Raw genomic sequence first — 15,461 nt, forward strand, 5'->3', positions numbered from 1 at the left:
GGAGGTGGGCGGTGAGCCGGGTCGTCCACCCCATCGAACAGGAGTCGTACCGGATCCTGCGGGACCGGGTCGACCTGGGCGGCCTGCCGCCGCTGACCCGGGCGGTCGTCGAGCGGGTGGTGCACGCCAGCGCCGACCTCGACTACGTCACCGACCTGGTCTGCGACGAGGCGGCGTTGGCCGGCGGGTCGGCCGCGCTGCGCGCCGGGGCACCGATCGTGACCGACGTGGCGATGGTGGCCGCCGGGATCACCGGCGCCGGGCGGGAGATCGTCTGCCCGGTCGCCGACCCGGCCGCCGCCGCGCTGGCCCGACAGACCGGCCTGACCCGGTCGGCGGCGGCCGTGCGGATCGCCGCCGACCGGGTCGGCCCGGGGGCGGTCTGGGTGGTCGGCTGCGCGCCGACCGCGCTCGTCGAACTGATCGGGCTGGAAGCCGACCCGGCGTTGGTGGTCGGGTTGCCGGTGGGCTTCGTCGGGGCCGCCGAGTCCAAGGCGGCGTTGCGGGCCAGTGGCCTGCCCGCCGTGTCCAACATCGGCGAGAAGGGTGGCTCGGCGGTCGCCGCCGCCGCCCTCAACGCCCTGCTCTACCTGGAGGAAACATGACCGCACTGGTCATCGTCGGGCACGGCACGCGCAGCGCGGCCGGGGTCGACCAGTTCGCCGCGCTCGTCGACCGGGTGCGGGACCGGGCGGGGGCCGCCGTCGGCGACGTCGAGGGCGGGTTCATCGAGCTGTCCCGCCCGCCGCTGACCGACGCGGTGACCGCGCTGGTCGCGAAGGGTCACCGGGCGCTCGTCGCGTTGCCGCTGGTGCTCACGGCCGCCGGTCACGGCAAGGGGGACATCCCGGCCGCGATGGCCCGCGAGCAGGAGCGCCACGCCGGTCTGACCTACCGGTACGGGCGACCGCTCGGCCCGCATCCGCTGCTGCACAGCGTGCTGGAGGAACGGATCGACGCGGCGTTGGCCGGGGTCGACCGGGCCGGCACCTGGGTGGCGCTGATCGGGCGGGGCGCGACCGACCCGGACGCCAACGCCGAGGTGGCGAAGGTGGCCCGGCTGCTGTGGGAGGGGCGCGGCTACGCCGGGGTCGAACCGGGGTTCATCTCGCTGGCCGAGCCCTCGGTGCCGGCGGTGCTCGACCGGTTGCGCCTGCTCGGCGCCCGGCGGATCGTGGTCGCCCCGTACTTCCTGTTCGCCGGGGTGCTGCCGGACCGGATCGTGGCGCAGTCGCAGGCGTTCGCCGCCGCCCATCCCGACCTGGACGTCCGGGTCGCGGACCTGATCGGCGACTGTGACGCCCTGGCCGATCTGGTGCTGGAGCGGTACACCGAGGCGCTGCGCGGGGACATCCGGATGAACTGCGACACCTGCGCCTACCGGGTGCTGATGCCGGGCTTCGCCGACAAGGTGGGCCGCCCGCAGACCCCGCACGACCACCCCGACGACCCGGTCGACGGGCACGGCCACCACCATCACCAGCACGGGCACGACCACCACCAGCACGGGCACGACCACCACCAGCACGGGCACGACCACCACCAGCACGGGCACGACCACGCGCACGGTCCGGGGCAGGCGGCGACCCCGGTCGGCTGAGCGGGCCGGCGGTCAGCCGGCCAGCGCGCGGGCCAGCGCGAAGCCGAGCGCCGCCGCGCCCAGCCCGGCGACCACGCTGATCAACACGTTGACCAGCGCGGGGAGCCGGTCACCGGCCCGCGCCAGCCGGACCGTCTCGTAGCCGAAGGTGGACCAGGTGGTCAGCGCGCCGCAGAAGCCGGTGCCGACCAGCGCGGTCACCGCCGGCCCGGCGGGCACCCCGGTCACCACGCCGAGCAGCAGCGACCCGGCGACGTTGACGGTCAGCGTCCCCCACGGGAACCGGGAGCGGTGGCGGGCCTGCACGGCCCGGTCGGTGAGGTAGCGCAGCGGCGCGCCCAGGGCCGCACCGAGCGCGATCAGCAGCACGCTCACCGGGCCTCCCGCCGGCCGGTCCACCCCGCCGCCGGGCCGGACCGGCCGGGCCCGCGCCCGCCCCGGCCGGCGGCGGGCCGGTGGCGGTCGGTGCGGTCCAGCAGCAGGCCGGCCAGGGCGTCACCGGCGGCGACGGCCGCGAGCCCACCGACCAGGGTGGCGACCAGGTAGGCCAGCGCCGTCCCGGCGGCCCCGGCGGCCAGCGCCCGGTGGACGTCCATCGCGTACGTGGAGAAGGTGGTGAACCCGCCGAGCACGCCCACCCCGAGCAGCGGCCGGACCAGCGGGCCGGCCCGTCGTCGGCCGAGCACCGCCATCAGCGCCCCGATCAGCAGGCACCCGGTGACGTTGACCGTGAAGGTGGACCAGGGGAAGCCGGTCGGGGGGTGTGGCAGGGCGGCCTGCACCCCGGCGCGGGCGAGCGCCCCGAGCGCCCCACCGGCGGCGACCACGCCCAGCACGGCGGCCGGGTGCGCGGCCAGTTCGCCCCGGTCGGCCGGGACCCGCAGGTCGACGTCGGGATCGACGCGCCGCGACGACGGTGACGTCATCGGGACCTCCCCACCAGTATCGCCGGGCACTGGCAGGGACCGTTGGCGCGTCCGCGCGGTTCTCCCGGTCGGGCCGGGACGGCGGGCCCCACCGCCGACTCGTCCGTGAGCATAGCCCGGCCCGGGTGCCGTGGCCGGTCACCATCGGCAGCGTACGGTCGGCGGTGCGGCCGGCCGGGTGCCGGTCGTCGCGCCACGACCGTCAGTGCGCCCCGACCGTCGGCGTGCCCCGACCGTCAGGAGGAACAGTGCCGGACCGCAGCCCGTACCCCCGCGAAGCGGACCCCGCCGGGCGGGCCGACGGCGCTGCGGTGCCGCCGCCCCGGACCGCGGCCCACGAGATGTTCGACGCCGATGTGGCGTCGAGGGGGCTCGGCATCGAGCTGGTGCACGCCGGCGGCGGTACGGCGGTGGCGCGGATGCGGGTGACCGCCGGGATGGTCAACGGCCACCGCATCGGCCACGGCGGGTTCGTCTTCCTGCTCGCCGACACCGCCTTCGCGCTGGCCTGCAACACGCACGGCCCGGCCACCGTCGCGGCCGGCGGCGAGATCAGCTTCCTGCGTCCGGTCCGCGAGGGTGATCTGCTGACCGCGTCCGCCACCGAACGCGTCAGGTACGGCCGCAGCGGCATCTACGACGTCACCGTCACCCGCGACGGCGAGGTGGTGGCCGAGTTCCGGGGACGCAGCCGCACCCTCACCCGCCCCGCCGACGACTGACCCCGGCCCGGGTTTCGACAGGCCTCGGACGGGAAACAGAGCCGGTACGGGAGCGGTCCGCTGTGCACCCTCCACCCGCGACGGTCGTCGATTGCACTGATTTCCAGGATTTAACACCACTTTGGTCGGGTTTTGTTGACATCGCCCCGCCCGGCGGAGAAGACTCGCCATTCTGATCTGCCAGGCGACGAAGGGTGACCGAGTCCATGACCAGATCGAAGATCGTCGCAGCGGCGCTCGCCGTCGCCCTGACCGCGCTGGCCGGGTGCAGCGCCGGAGAGAGCGTCGACGTCAACGGCGGGTCCACCGCCGGGGGATCGACCGGCGGCACGCTCACCGCCGCCATCGGTGGCGAACCCGACCAGCTCGACCCGCACAAGACGTCGGCCTACCACAGCTTCCAGGTGCTGGAGAACGTCTACGACACCCTGGTCGAGCCGGACGCCGACCTGAAGATGGGGCCCGCGCTGGCCACGAAGTGGACCACCAGCAGCGACCAGCTCACCTGGACCTTCACCCTCCGCGAGGGGGCCCGGTTCTCCGACGGGTCGCCGCTGACCGCACAGGACGTCGTCTACTCCTACCAGCGGATCATCGACGAGAAGCTGAACGCGGCGTACAAGTTCGCCACCGTCAAGACGGTGACCGCGCCCGACCCGGCCACGGTGGTGGTCACGCTGACCGCGCCCACCCCCAACCTGCTGGCCAACCTCGGCGGCTTCAAGGGCGTCGCGATCGTCCAGAAGGCCAACGTCGAGTCGGGCGCGATCAAGACCCGGCCGGTGGGCAGCGGCCCGTTCACCGTCGCCTCCTACACCTCCGGCGACACCATCAAACTGACCCGCAACGACGCCTACTGGGGGCCGAAACCGAAGCTCGACGGGGTCACCTTCACCTTCGTCAAGGACCCGACGGTGGCGTGGCAGAACCTGCGCGGCGGCGAGGTGCAGTGGACCGACAACCTGCCACCCCAGCAGGTGCCGACCCTCAAGGAGGACGGCGCGCTGACCGTCGCCACCACCCCCTCCACCGACTACTGGTACCTCGCCCTCAACGAGGCACGCAAGCCGTACGACGACGTCAACGTGCGCCGGGCCGTCGCGTTCGCCCTGGACCGGGAGGCGATCACCAAGGCCGCCAAGTTCGGCCAGGCCACCGCCAACCAGACCGCCATCCCCAGGGGCAGTTCCTGGTACTACGACTACGCGCCGTACCGGCACGACCCGGAGCAGGCCCGGCAACTGCTCGGCCAGGCCGGCGTCAGCGGCCGCACCATGGACCTGATGGTCACCAGCGAGTACCCGGAGACGGTCACCGCCGCCCAGGTGATCGCCGCCCAGTTGAAGGACGTCGGGATCACCGTGAAGATCCGCACCCTGGACTTCGCCCAGTGGCTCGACGAGCAGGGCAAGGGGAACTTCGACGCCTTCCTGCTCGGCTGGCTGGGCAACATCGACCCGGACGAGTTCTACTACGCCCAGCACCACACCGGCGGCACGTTCAACTTCCACAGGTACAGCAACCCCGCCGTCGACACCCTGCTCGACCAGGCCCGCACCCAGACCGACGAGGGCGTCCGCAAACAGACGTACGAGCGGGCCGCGAAGCAGATCGTCGACGACGCCAGCTACATCTACCTCTACAACCCGGACGTGGTCCAGGGCTGGTCGGCGAAGGTCACCGGCTACCAGGTCCGCTCCGACCGGGCGATCCGGTTCCGCGACGTCGCCCTGAACCGCTGAGGGGGCGGGGTGGGACGCTTCGTCCTGCGGCGGCTGCTCCAGTCGGTCGTCGTCCTGTTCGGGGTGACCCTGGTGGTCTTCCTGCTGCTGCAACTGGTCCCCGGCGACCCGGTCCGGGTCTCCCTGGGCACCCGCTTCGACCAGCAGACCTACGACGCGCTGCGGGAACGCTCCGGGCTGGACCGTCCGCTGGTCGTGCAGTACCTCAGCTACGTCGGCAACGCGCTCACCGGTGACCTCGGGGTCAGCTTCCGCAGCGGCCAGCCGGTCACCACGATCGTGCTGCAACGGCTGCCCGCCACCCTGTCCCTGGCGGTGACCGCCGTGCTGCTCGCCCTGCTCGTCGCCTTCCCGCTCGGGGTGCTCTCCGCGGTGCGCAGCGGATCGTTCGTCGACCACGCCGCCCGGGTGTTCAGCCAGTTCGGCGTCTCCGTCCCCGACTTCTGGACGGGCATCATGGGCATCCTGCTCTTCGCCGGGGTGCTCGGCTGGCTTCCCCCGTCGGGGTACGTGGCGCTCACCGACGACCCGGTGGGCTGGGCGTCGCACGTGGTGTTGCCCGCCGCCGCCGTCGGCCTGGTCACCGCCTCCATCCTCACCCGGTTCATCCGCTCCTCGGTGCTGGAGGTGCTCGCCGAGGACTACGTCCGCACCGCCGAGGCCAAGGGGCTGCGCCCCCGGGTGGTGGTCGTGCGACACGTGCTGCGCAACGCGCTGATCCCGGTGGTCACCGTGGTCGGGGTGCAACTGGCCAGCCTGGTCGGCGGGGTGATCGTGATCGAGGTGCTGTTCGCCTGGCCGGGCGTCGGCCGGCTCACCTACGACGCCGTCCAGGCCCGCGACTATCCGGTGCTGCAGGGCGCGGTGCTCTTCGTGGCCACCCTGTTCCTGCTGATGAACCTGCTGGTGGACGTCCTCTACGCCCGCCTCGACCCGAGGATCACGCTGCGATGAGCGCCGGGGACCGGGCGACGCCCCCCGCCGCCCCGCCGGTCGACCCGGTCGACGACCGTCCGCCGGTGGCGGCCGGCGGGGCGGGCACCCTGCGCCGGGTGCTGACCGCGCTGTGGCACGACCCGCCGGCCGTCGCCGGCACGGTGGTGCTGCTGGTCCTGCTGGTCGTCGGGCTGGCCGGGCAGTGGCTCGCCCCGGCCGGGACCAACGACGTGGACGTCGAGGAGATGCTGCGCCCGCCCAGCGGCGCGCACCCGTTCGGCACCGACGAGTTGGGCCGCGACGTGCTCAGCCGGGTCCTGGTGGCGGCCCGGGTGTCGTTGCAGGTGGGCCTGGTCAGCGTCGGCATCGCCCTGGCCGTCGGGGTCACCGTCGGCCTGCTCGCCGGCTGGTACGGCGGCTGGACGGACAACGTCCTCATGCGCGGCATGGACGTGCTGTTCGCGTTCCCGGTGCTGCTGCTCGCCGTGGCGATCGTCGCGGTCCTCGGCCCGGGGCTGGTCACCGCCACGACCGCCATCGGGGTGGTCTACACCCCGATCTTCGCGCGGGTGACCCGGGCCGGTGTGCTCGCCGTACGGGAGCAGGTCTTCGTCCGGGCCGCCGTCTCCATCGGCACCTCCGACCTGCGCATCCTGCGCCGGCACGTGCTGCCCAACATCGCCGCCCCGCTGATCGTGCAGACCTCCCTGTCGTTGGCCTTCGCGATCCTCTCCGAGGCGGCGCTGTCCTTCCTCGGGCTGGGCGTGCAGCCCCCCGCGCCGGCCTGGGGCCGGATGCTCTACGACGGGCGCGGTTTCGTCACCGACGCCTGGTGGCTGGGGTTCTTCCCCGGCGCGGCGATCTTCCTGACCGTGCTCGCGTTCAACCTGGTCGGTGACGCCCTGCGCGACGTGCTCGACCCCCGTCAGCTCACCGTCAGCGAAGCCCGCAGGAGCACCCGATGAGCGGAGCCGCCGTACCGTCGCCCCGGGTCGCCGGGGACACGCCGGTGCTGGAGATCAGCGACCTGACGGTCACCCTGGGCACCCGCAACGGCCCGGCCCGCGCGGTCGCCGGGGTCGACTGGTCGGTGGCCCCCGGCGAGACCCTCGCCCTGGTCGGGGAGTCCGGCAGCGGCAAGAGCATGACGGTGCTCGCCGCCACCGGGCTGGCCCCGCGCTCCGCGACCGTCACCGGCCGGGTCCGGCTGCTGGGCCGGGACCTGACCGACATGTCCGGGTCGGACCGTCGCCGGTGGCGGGGCCGGCACGTCGGCTTCGTCTTCCAGGACCCGATGACCACCCTCAACCCGGTGCTCACCGTCGGCCGGCAGGTCGCCGAGGCGTGCGAGGAACACCTCGGGATGAGCCGGCGGCAGGCCCGCTCCCGCGCCGTCGAGCTGCTCGACCTGGTCGGCATCCCGGCGCCCGGCCGGCGGGTGGACGCCCACCCGCACGAGTTCTCCGGCGGGATGCGGCAACGGGTCGTCATCGCGATGGCCCTGGCCTGCGAACCGGCCCTGCTCATCGCCGACGAGCCGACCACCGCGCTGGACGTCACCACCCAGGCGCAGATCGTCGAACTCGTCGCCGACCTGCGCCGCCGGCTCGGCACCGCGGTCGTCTGGATCACCCACGACCTCGGCGTGGTGGCCGGGATCGCCGACACCGTCGCGGTGATGTACGGGGGACGGATCGTCGAGCAGGGCCCGGTCGACGCGGTCCTCGTCGCGCCGGGACACCCGTACACCCGGGCCCTGCTGGCGGCCCGGCCCCGGCCCGGCGTTCCGGGGGAGGACCTGGCGGCGATCCCCGGCGCGCCGCCCAGCCCGCTCGACCTGCCGCCCGGGTGCGCGTTCTGGCCCCGCTGCCCGGTGCGCGGGGACGCCCGCTGCGCCCACGAGCTGCCGCCGCTGGTCCCGATCGCCCCCGCCCACCGGGTCCGTACCTTCTACCCCGCCACCGCTGCCGGGTCCCGGGCCGACGCGGCCGCGACCCGGCCCGCCGCCGCCGACCCGGGCCCGTCCACCCCGGAGGACCGATGAGTACGGGAACGATCGCCGAACTCGACGACCTCACCGTCTGGTTCCCCAGCCCCGGTGGCCCACCGGTGCGGGCGGTGGACGGGGTGTCGCTGGCCGTACGGTCGGGCGAGACCCTGGGCCTGGTGGGGGAGTCCGGCAGCGGCAAGTCCACCACCGGCCTGGCGCTGCTGCGGCTGGTGGCCCCGACCGGCGGCCGGATCGTCGTCGGCGGGCAGGACGTCACCGGCTGGTCGCGTCGCCGGCTGCGCGGGCTGCGCCGCCGGGTGGCCATGGTGTTCCAGGACCCGCAGGCGTCGCTGGACCCGCGCCGCACCGTGGGCGCGAGCATCGCCGAACCGCTTGTCGTGCACCGGCTGGCGCGCTCGGCCGACGCCCGCCGGCACCGGGTCGCCGAGCTGCTCGACCTGGTGGGCCTGCGGCCGGAGACGGCCGGCCGGCACCCGCACGAGCTGTCCGGCGGCCAACGCCAGCGGGTCGGCATCGCCCGCGCGTTGGCCGGGGAACCCGACCTGATCGTCCTCGACGAGCCGATCGCGTCGCTCGACCTGAGCGTGCAGGCGCAGATCATGAACCTGCTGCGCCGGCTGCAACGCGACCTCGGACTCACCTACCTGTTCATCGCGCACGACCTGGCCGCGGTGGAACATCTCAGCGACCGGATCGCGGTGATGTACCTGGGCCGGATCGTGGAGACCGGCACCCCGGCGCAGCTCTGGCGGGAACCGGCGCACCCCTACACGGCGGCGTTGCTGTCGGCGGTTCCGGTGGCGGACCCGCGGGTGGAACGGCACCGGCGGCGGATCATCCTCACCGGTGAGCTGCCCAGCCCGACCGATCCGCCGAGCGGCTGCCGGTTCCGTACCCGTTGCCCGCAGGCCCGTCCCGCCTGCGCCGACAGCGACCCGCCACCGGTCGAGGTGGGTCCCGGTCACCGGGCCGCGTGCCTGTTCGCCGGGGAGGCGGTCCGCGCCATGCGCGCCGACCTGCCCACCCCGGTCACCGACGGACCCCGGTAGGGCGGCGGGTCAGGCGGCGCGCGCCGGTAACGGTACGGCGGGAGGCGGCAACCCCTCCCCACGTCGTCGCCGGCCGGTCGTCGGCCCCTGGGCAGCGGCGACACCGGATGGTCGGAACGGCAGCGGCACGACGGCGGCCAGCCGCCTGCCGTTCCGGCCGGGCCGGTCCGCCAGCGCCGACGGACGTCCGGTCACGGCCGCCGCCCACCCGGGCCGCCCGCCGTCGGTGCCGCCGGACGCCCGGCGTGGCTCGTGGGGCCGGGCGGCCCAGGGGAGGACCGCCGGCTGCCGACCCGCCCCGGGCCACTGACCGGCGGACCTCGCCCGGTGAGTTCCTGCGTCCTGCCCGGCGGAACCCGCGCGGTGGGCCGGTCCGCCCCGGCCGGCGGACCCGGCGCGGTGGACCGGTTCCGCCGCCCGGGTGGCCCCGGTCCGCCGGCCCGGTGCGGCCCGGTGCACGGGTGCCACCCGCCCCGAGACCCCGGCCCGGTGGGGCACCCCGAGCGGGCGGCGGGCCCCGGCCCGCCCGGTCACGCCGGTCGGCCGGACTGCCCCGGCCCGCGTGGCGACTGCCCCGGCCGGATCGGTGGCCCCGGCCTGTTCGGTCGCCCCGGCCAGCCCGGCGGATGCGGCCCGGCGGGCGAAGTCGGCGCGGACCGGGCGGGGCAGCCGGTCGGACGCGCAGCGGCGCACGGCCGGGTCGGCCACCACCAGGCCACCCCGGGCCGACGGCTCCAGCAGCCCCACGTCGGTGAGCCGGCGCAGCGCCCCGGCCACCCGATCCGGGGCCCAGCCGAGCAGCACCGCCACGGCCGGGGCGGTGACCGGGACGTCGAGGGTCGCGGCGGCCATCAGCACCGCCCGGTGTACCCCGTCGCACCGGTCCAGCCGGGCGGCGGCGCGGCGGCGCAGCGCCTCGGGCAGCGCAGGCTCCACCGCCGGACCGGCGAGAGGATCACCGCCCGTGCCCGGGCGGGGCACCGCCTCGACGTAGGCGGCGGCGTGGCCGGGCCGACCGGCGACCAGCGGCACCAGCCGGGTGGCCGCCCCGACCGGCCGGCCGGACCCGGCGAGCAGCCGGCGCAGCAACCGGCCGGTGTGGAGGGTACCCAGCGGGGCCAGTTCGACCCGGTGCCGGCCGGCGGGCGCGGGCAGCGGGTCCGTCCGGTCCGGCCGGTGGGTGGCCAGCACCGCCAGCGGCAGACCCCGGTCGGTCGCGGCGGCGAACAGCGCGTGCAGGAACCGTCCCAGCTCCGGGGCGGCCCGGTCCAGGTCGTCCACGCCGACCACCACCGGCCGGCGGGCGGCCAGGGCGAGCAGGACCCGGCGTACCGCCGCGGCCCCGGCCACCGCCGACCGGTCCGGGGTGTCCAGCAGCGCGGCGAGCGCCGCCACGGTCGGACCGACCTGACCCGCCGGGACCAGCCCGTCGACCAGGGCGGCCAGCCGGGGGCCGACCGTGTCCGTCGGGTCGCCGACGGGCAGCCCCGCCAGGTCCCGCAGCAGCTCCGCGACCGGCCCGAACACCTGCTCCGGGTACGGTGGGCAGTGCGCCACCGCCCAGCGCACCGCCCGGCCGTCGACCTCGGGCAGCCGGTGGCGCAGCTCGGCCAGCATCCGGCTGCGGCCGATCCCGTCCGGGCCGGTGAGGGCCACCCACCGTGGACGATGCTCCCGGACCGCCCCGGTCAGCTGGTCAAGGACGGTGGCGACCTCCCGGCGTCGACCGATGAGCGGGCCGTCGTGGCGGGCCGGCCGGTGGCGGGTCGGGCGGGTGACCCGCCAGACGTCGACCGGCAGCGCCTTGCCGGTGAGGCTGGCCGGGGCGAGGGCGTGCTGGTCGACCAGGCCGGCGGTGGCCCGGTGGGTGGCCGCGCAGACGACCACGCCACCCGCCGGGGCGTACCCCTGGATGCGGGCGGCGGTGGTGAGGACCGCGCCGGAGGCCATGCCGTGCCCGCCGTCGCGGGCGGCCGCCAGGTCGACCACGGCCTCGCCGGTGGCGACACCCACCCGGACCCGCAACGTCACCCCGCCGGGCAGCGTCCGCCGGTCCAGCGCGGCCTGGATCTCCAGGGCCGCCCGCACCGCCCGGTAGCCGTCCAAACCGTCGGAGGTACGCGCCCCGAACAGCGCCATCACCGCGTCGCCGACGTACTTCTCCACCGTCCCCTGCCAGCGGCGCAGCACCCCGGCGACGGTGTCGAAGTAGGCGAACTGCACCGCCCGGACATCCTCCGGGTCGAGCCGTTCGGTCACCGCGGTCGACCCGACGATGTCGGCGAAGAGCACGGTCAGCGTGCGTCGTTCCTGCGGCACCGGCCAGGGCGTCGTGGTGGCGTCTTCCCGACCGGTACCGACCGTGGACAGTGGCATCCCACCCACCCCTCTCCTGCGCGGTGCTGCTGTTGTCGACGACGATCGGAGACTGTCACCACCGGGCTGACGGGGGATCTGCCGAACGACGTATGTCGGTCGGTCGCCACCTTTAGTCGCAATATCGACGCGAGAGGTACCAATGCCGGATCCAGCCCGTAGAACGGTGCGGGGACCTGTGACTAGGCTGCGGACATGGCCAGCGATGTGGACAGCGCACCGCTCGTCGGCCGCGCCGACCAGCTGGCGGTGCTGCGCGCCGCGCTCCACGACGAGATCGGCCCCGGGCAGACCGCCGCCGTCTTCGTCACCGGTGAGAGCGGGGTGGGCAAGACCCGGTTGCTCACCGAGGCCGCGGCGCGGCTGCGGGACGCGGGAGCGGTGGTGCTCACCGGCTCCTGCCTGGACATCGGCGACGCCTCCCCGCTGCATCCGGTGCTCCAGGCGTTACGCCGCTTCGACGCCGACCTCACCGCCGGCCAGGCCCGCACCTCCTCGGCGGTGCGGGGTCTGCTGCGGACGTTCGCCGAGGACAGCGGCGGCGCGGACAGCGCCGGGGCGCTGCTGGAACGGGTCTCCCGGGGGCTGAGCCTAATCGCCGAGGGGCGTCCGCTGGTGCTCGTCCTCGACGACCTGCAGTGGGTGGACCGGACCACCCGGCAACTCCTGCTCTACCTGCTCGCCGGCCTGGGCGACCTGCAACTGTCGGTGCTGGCGGCGGTGCGGGCCGATTCGTTGCAGGGGGCCCACCCGCTGCGCCGGGTGCTCACCGAGCTGCGCCGGCTGCGGTCGGTGCGGGTGCTCGACCTGGGCCCCCTCGACCGCACCAGCACCGACCTGCTGGCCGCCGAGATCGTCGGCGCGCCGCTCGCCCCGGAGGCCGCCGACCAGGTCTGGCAGCGCAGTGGCGGCAACCCGTTCGTGGTCGAGGAACTGGCCCGTGACCTGCGCGACGGCCGCGACGGGCTGTCCGACACGCTGCGCGAGATCTTCCTGTCCCGGGTGGACGCGCTGCCCCGGCACGCGCACGCCGCGGTGCACGCGGTGGCGGCGGGCGTCGAACCGGTCGAGCACTGGCTGCTGGCCGAGGTGCTCGGCCTGCCCGAGGCGGAACTCATCGAGGCGCTGCGCGAGGCGGTCGCCCACCGGTTGCTCGTCGGCGCGGACGACGGCTACCGGCTGCGGCACCGGCTGGTCGCCGAGGTGCTCGCCCACGAGCTGCTCCCGGCGGAACGCGCCGGCCTGCACCGCCGCTACGCCGAGGCGCTCACCCGGGTCCCGGCGGAACTGCACCAGGCCCGGCTGGCCCACCACTGGCGGCTGGCCGGGGAGCCCGGCCGGGCCCTGCCGGCGGCGATGGCCGCCGCCCGGGAGGCCGAACGGCTGCACGGTTTCGCCGAGGCGCACCGGCACTGGACGGCGGCGTTGCAGCTGGCCGCGACGCCGGTCACCGGGCCGGTGGACGCCCCACCCGAGGTGGACCGGGCGGTGCTGCTGGGGCGGGCCGCCGAGGCCGCCCACAAGAGCGGCGAGCACGCCCGCGCGTTGTCCCTGCTGGCCGAGTTGACCGGGGGCGAGCCGCTCGACCCGTCCTGCGCGGTGCGCATCCAACGGGCCCGCTACCTGGCCGCCGCCGGCCGGTCCGCCCCCGCCGAGGCGGAGTACCGCAGCGTGCTGGAGGCCGCCGCGTGCACCGCCCGGGAACGGGCCACCGCCGCCGCCCGGCTGGCCGAGCTGCTGCTGCACCTGGGCCGGTACGCCGACGCCGGGCAACGCGCGCGGGAGGCCCTGGAACTGGCCGCGTCGGTCGACGGCAGCACCACGGAGGTGGTGCTGGCCAGCTCCGCGCTGGGCTTCAGCGAGGCGTTCCTGGAGGACCCGGACGCCGGGCTGGCCGTGGTGCGCCGGGCCCTGGAGACCGCCGAACGCTCCGGCGGTCCGGAGGACGTGGCCTGCGCGTACCTGCACCTGGCGGAGCTGCTGACCGGGCCGCTGAACATCCTGGAGGAGGGGGTGGTGGTGGCCCGCCGGGGTGCCGAGCGGGTCGCCGAGCTGGGCCTGGGCCGCACCTACGAGACCCGGTTGCTGGCGATCGCCACCAACGGGCTGTTCCGGGTCGGCCAGTGGGCCGAGGCGGAGAAGGTGGTCGCGGCGGCGCTGCGGCACCGCCCGTCCGGGGCCGACGCGGTCGAGTTGCTGCTGGCCCGCTGCCGGCTCTCCGTCGGGTACGGCGACGTCGAGGCCTCCGACCGGGACCTGGAGGCGGTGGCGACGATGCTCGCCGGCGGTGGCGCGCCCCGGCACGTCCTGCCGATGCTGATCCTGCGGGCCGGGCTGGCCATGTGGCAGGGCCGGCACGACGTGGCCCGGCAGGCCGTGCAGCGGGGGCTGACCGAGAGCCGCTCCGACGACGTGGTGCTGCTGGGCACGCTGGCCTGGCACGGGCTGCGCGCGGAGGCGGAGGCACACGCGAGCCGTACGGTGGCCGTGGACGAGACGGCGGTCCGCCGGCTGCGCGACGCGGTCGACCGGGTGGCGGCCAAGAGCGCGACGGCCGCCGGGCCGGTACGGGTCAACGCCGACGGATTCCTGGCGTTGTGTACGGCCGAGCTGAGCCGCCTCGACGGCCGGGGCGACCCGGACGCCTGGGCCCGGTCGGCGGCCGAGTGGGACAAGCGGAACCACCCCTACCCGGCGGCCTACTCCCGGCTGCGGCAGGCCGAGGCGCTGCTGGCCAGGCGCAGCCGCAGCAGCACGGCGACCACCCTGCTGCGGCAGGCGCACGAGATGGCGTCGAGCCTGGGTGCGGTGCCGTTGACCAGCGAGATCCGGACGCTGGCCGGCCGGGCCAGGGTGGAGCTGACCGGGCGGGCCCAGCCCGGGGCGGGGCGGATCCCGGCGGCCCGCACGGGCGGTTCCCGGTCGTCGGGCACGGGTCGCGGCCGCGCCGTCGCGGCGGCGGAGACCGCGGCCACCCCGTCGGGGGCCGACGAGCTGGCCCTGCTGACCGCGCGGGAGCGGGAGGTGCTCGCCGCTGTCGCCGAAGGGCTGACCAACAGGGAGATCGGTCAGCGGCTGTTCATCAGCGAACGCACCATCGGTGTGCACGTGTCGCACATCTTCGACAAGCTCCAGGTGCGGACCAGGGTCCAGGCCAGCGCCATCCACCTGCGTAACCGGGGCGGGTGAGCGTAGGTCCGGCGCGGGCGAATACGTCGTTCTACTGATCCCCGGCGCGGCCGGCGCTGACAGGCTGTGCATCGGAAACGACGGCGCGGCGCTGCCCCGACCACTGTGGAGGAGACATGACGGAACCGGTCTGGGGGCCCGTCCACGCGGACATCGTCGATCTCCTCGCCGACCACCCGGAGGACGTCCCGGCGGTGGTCGACCACCTCACCAAGCTCCAGGACCTGCTGGTGCGGCTGCCACCGCTGGAGCGCAGCTGCCCGCTCGCCGACTTCAACCGGCTCTACCTGACCATCACCAGCCGGGTGCTGGAGGGGCTCTACGACGACTACTTCGCCGACCCGGTGTTCCTGTCCCGGCTGGACGTGGAGTTCGCCGCCCGCTACTTCGACGCGTTGCGGCTGTGGACCGAGTCCAGCCCGACCACCCCGCGCGCCTGGTCGTGCCTGTTCAAGCGGATGCGCGGCCCGGACGCCCGGCCGTTGCCGTCGGCGGCGGCGGGGGTGAACGCGCACATCAACTTCGACCTGCCGTTCGCCCTGGTGACCACGTTCGACCACCTGGAGTCCGAGCCGGTGGACGGCACCGAGCAGCACCGCGACTACCTCAAGATCAACGACATCTTCGCCGACAAGATCCCGACGCTGCGGCGGGGGTACCTGGAGCGGTGGCAGCTGCTCCTGGACATGCTCAACGGCGACATCGACGACTGGTACCAGGGCGAACTGGTCGAGTACACCAGGGACGTGGCCTGGCGCAACGCGCAGAAGATCTGGCGTTGCCGGCACGACCCGCAGGCCCGAGACTGCGAGCGCACCCGGCTGGACGACAATGCCGCGGCGCTCGGCCGGCTGCTGCTGTCACCGCTGGGGGCGTTCCTGCAGTAGCAGCCGGGACGGGGGGTCCCCGC

At 75.3% G+C, this 15,461-nt stretch carries 11 protein-coding genes and 2 pseudogenes; 10 read left to right on the top strand and 3 right to left on the bottom strand.

Going from position 1 to position 15,461, the window contains the following annotated elements; genetic code table 11:
* Positions 1-11: 11 nt before the first annotated feature.
* Positions 12-605: a precorrin-8X methylmutase gene (locus ACN260_RS12465; protein WP_422756116.1), complete on the top strand. Its 594-nt coding sequence runs from the start codon at positions 12-14 to the stop codon at positions 603-605.
* Positions 602-1,486 (top strand): annotated as a pseudogene (locus ACN260_RS12470) (sirohydrochlorin chelatase); the annotation flags it as partial. The gene ACN260_RS12465 and the pseudogene ACN260_RS12470, both read left to right, overlap by 4 nt.
* Before the next feature lie 126 nt (positions 1,487-1,612).
* Here ACN260_RS12470 and crcB read toward each other — a convergent pair.
* Both crcB and ACN260_RS12480 read right to left on the bottom strand, forming a co-directional pair.
* Positions 1,613-1,975 (bottom strand): fluoride efflux transporter CrcB, encoded by a 363-nt coding sequence (gene crcB / locus ACN260_RS12475; RefSeq protein WP_422756117.1) that lies wholly within the window; start codon positions 1,973-1,975, stop codon positions 1,613-1,615.
* Entirely contained in the window at positions 1,972-2,526 is a 555-nt protein-coding gene (locus ACN260_RS12480) for a FluC/FEX family fluoride channel (RefSeq protein WP_422756118.1), read from the bottom strand. Before ACN260_RS12480 ends, crcB begins: the two co-directional genes overlap by 4 nt.
* 341 nt (positions 2,527-2,867) lie before the next feature.
* Between ACN260_RS12480 and paaI the strand changes: the two genes are divergently transcribed.
* The 6 genes and pseudogenes from paaI (at position 2,868) to ACN260_RS12510 (ending at position 8,986) form a co-directional block, all read left to right on the top strand.
* Positions 2,868-3,248 (top strand): hydroxyphenylacetyl-CoA thioesterase PaaI, encoded by a 381-nt coding sequence (paaI, locus tag ACN260_RS12485; RefSeq protein ID WP_422756697.1) that lies wholly within the window; start codon positions 2,868-2,870, stop codon positions 3,246-3,248.
* 206 nt (positions 3,249-3,454) lie between these two features.
* Positions 3,455-4,990: an ABC transporter substrate-binding protein gene (locus tag ACN260_RS12490; RefSeq protein ID WP_422756119.1), complete on the top strand. Its 1,536-nt coding sequence runs from the start codon at positions 3,455-3,457 to the stop codon at positions 4,988-4,990.
* Between the two features lie 9 nt (positions 4,991-4,999).
* On the top strand, positions 5,000-5,944 hold the full coding sequence (locus tag ACN260_RS12495; RefSeq protein WP_422756120.1) for an ABC transporter permease: 945 nt from the start codon (positions 5,000-5,002) through the stop codon (positions 5,942-5,944).
* A gap of 65 nt (positions 5,945-6,009) precedes the next feature.
* Positions 6,010-6,891 (top strand): ABC transporter permease, encoded by an 882-nt coding sequence (locus tag ACN260_RS12500; protein ID WP_422756698.1) that lies wholly within the window; start codon positions 6,010-6,012, stop codon positions 6,889-6,891.
* A pseudogene (locus ACN260_RS12505) lies at positions 6,888-7,898 on the top strand (ABC transporter ATP-binding protein); the annotation flags it as partial. The gene ACN260_RS12500 and the pseudogene ACN260_RS12505, both read left to right, overlap by 4 nt.
* A 68-nt stretch (positions 7,899-7,966) precedes the next feature.
* Complete coding sequence (locus ACN260_RS12510; protein ID WP_422756121.1) at positions 7,967-8,986, top strand: ABC transporter ATP-binding protein; 1,020 nt, start codon at positions 7,967-7,969, stop codon at positions 8,984-8,986.
* A 9-nt stretch (positions 8,987-8,995) separates the two neighbouring features.
* Here the strand turns inward: ACN260_RS12510 and ACN260_RS12515 are convergent, their stop codons facing one another.
* On the bottom strand, positions 8,996-11,362 hold the full coding sequence (locus tag ACN260_RS12515) for an AAA family ATPase (RefSeq protein ID WP_422756122.1): 2,367 nt from the start codon (positions 11,360-11,362) through the stop codon (positions 8,996-8,998).
* Positions 11,363-11,557: 195 nt separating this feature from the next.
* On the opposite strand from ACN260_RS12515, the gene ACN260_RS12520 reads away from it, so the two are divergent.
* A complete protein-coding gene (locus ACN260_RS12520; protein WP_422756123.1) occupies positions 11,558-14,551 on the top strand; it encodes a helix-turn-helix transcriptional regulator in 2,994 nt (997 codons plus the stop codon).
* Between the two features lie 116 nt (positions 14,552-14,667).
* Positions 14,668-15,438, top strand: a complete 771-nt coding sequence (locus ACN260_RS12525) for a DUF5995 family protein (protein ID WP_204922932.1) — start codon at positions 14,668-14,670, stop codon at positions 15,436-15,438.
* The last annotated feature ends 23 nt before the right edge of the window (positions 15,439-15,461 follow it).

The organism is Micromonospora sp. WMMD708 (assembly GCF_049315245.1).
GTDB classification, from domain to species: Bacteria; Actinomycetota; Actinomycetes; order Mycobacteriales; family Micromonosporaceae; genus Micromonospora; species Micromonospora wenchangensis.

Coding starts and splice junctions, on each gene's coding strand:
- ACN260_RS12480 (WP_422756118.1), bottom strand. CDS start 2,526: ATGACGTCACCGTCGTCGCGGCGCGTCGATCCCGACGTCGACCTGCGG.
- paaI (WP_422756697.1), top strand. CDS start 2,868: ATGTTCGACGCCGATGTGGCGTCGAGGGGGCTCGGCATCGAGCTGGTG.
- ACN260_RS12490 (WP_422756119.1), top strand. CDS start 3,455: ATGACCAGATCGAAGATCGTCGCAGCGGCGCTCGCCGTCGCCCTGACC.
- ACN260_RS12510 (WP_422756121.1), top strand. CDS start 7,967: ATGAGTACGGGAACGATCGCCGAACTCGACGACCTCACCGTCTGGTTC.
- ACN260_RS12515 (WP_422756122.1), bottom strand. CDS start 11,362: ATGCCACTGTCCACGGTCGGTACCGGTCGGGAAGACGCCACCACGACG.
- ACN260_RS12520 (WP_422756123.1), top strand. CDS start 11,558: ATGGCCAGCGATGTGGACAGCGCACCGCTCGTCGGCCGCGCCGACCAG.
- ACN260_RS12525 (WP_204922932.1), top strand. CDS start 14,668: ATGACGGAACCGGTCTGGGGGCCCGTCCACGCGGACATCGTCGATCTC.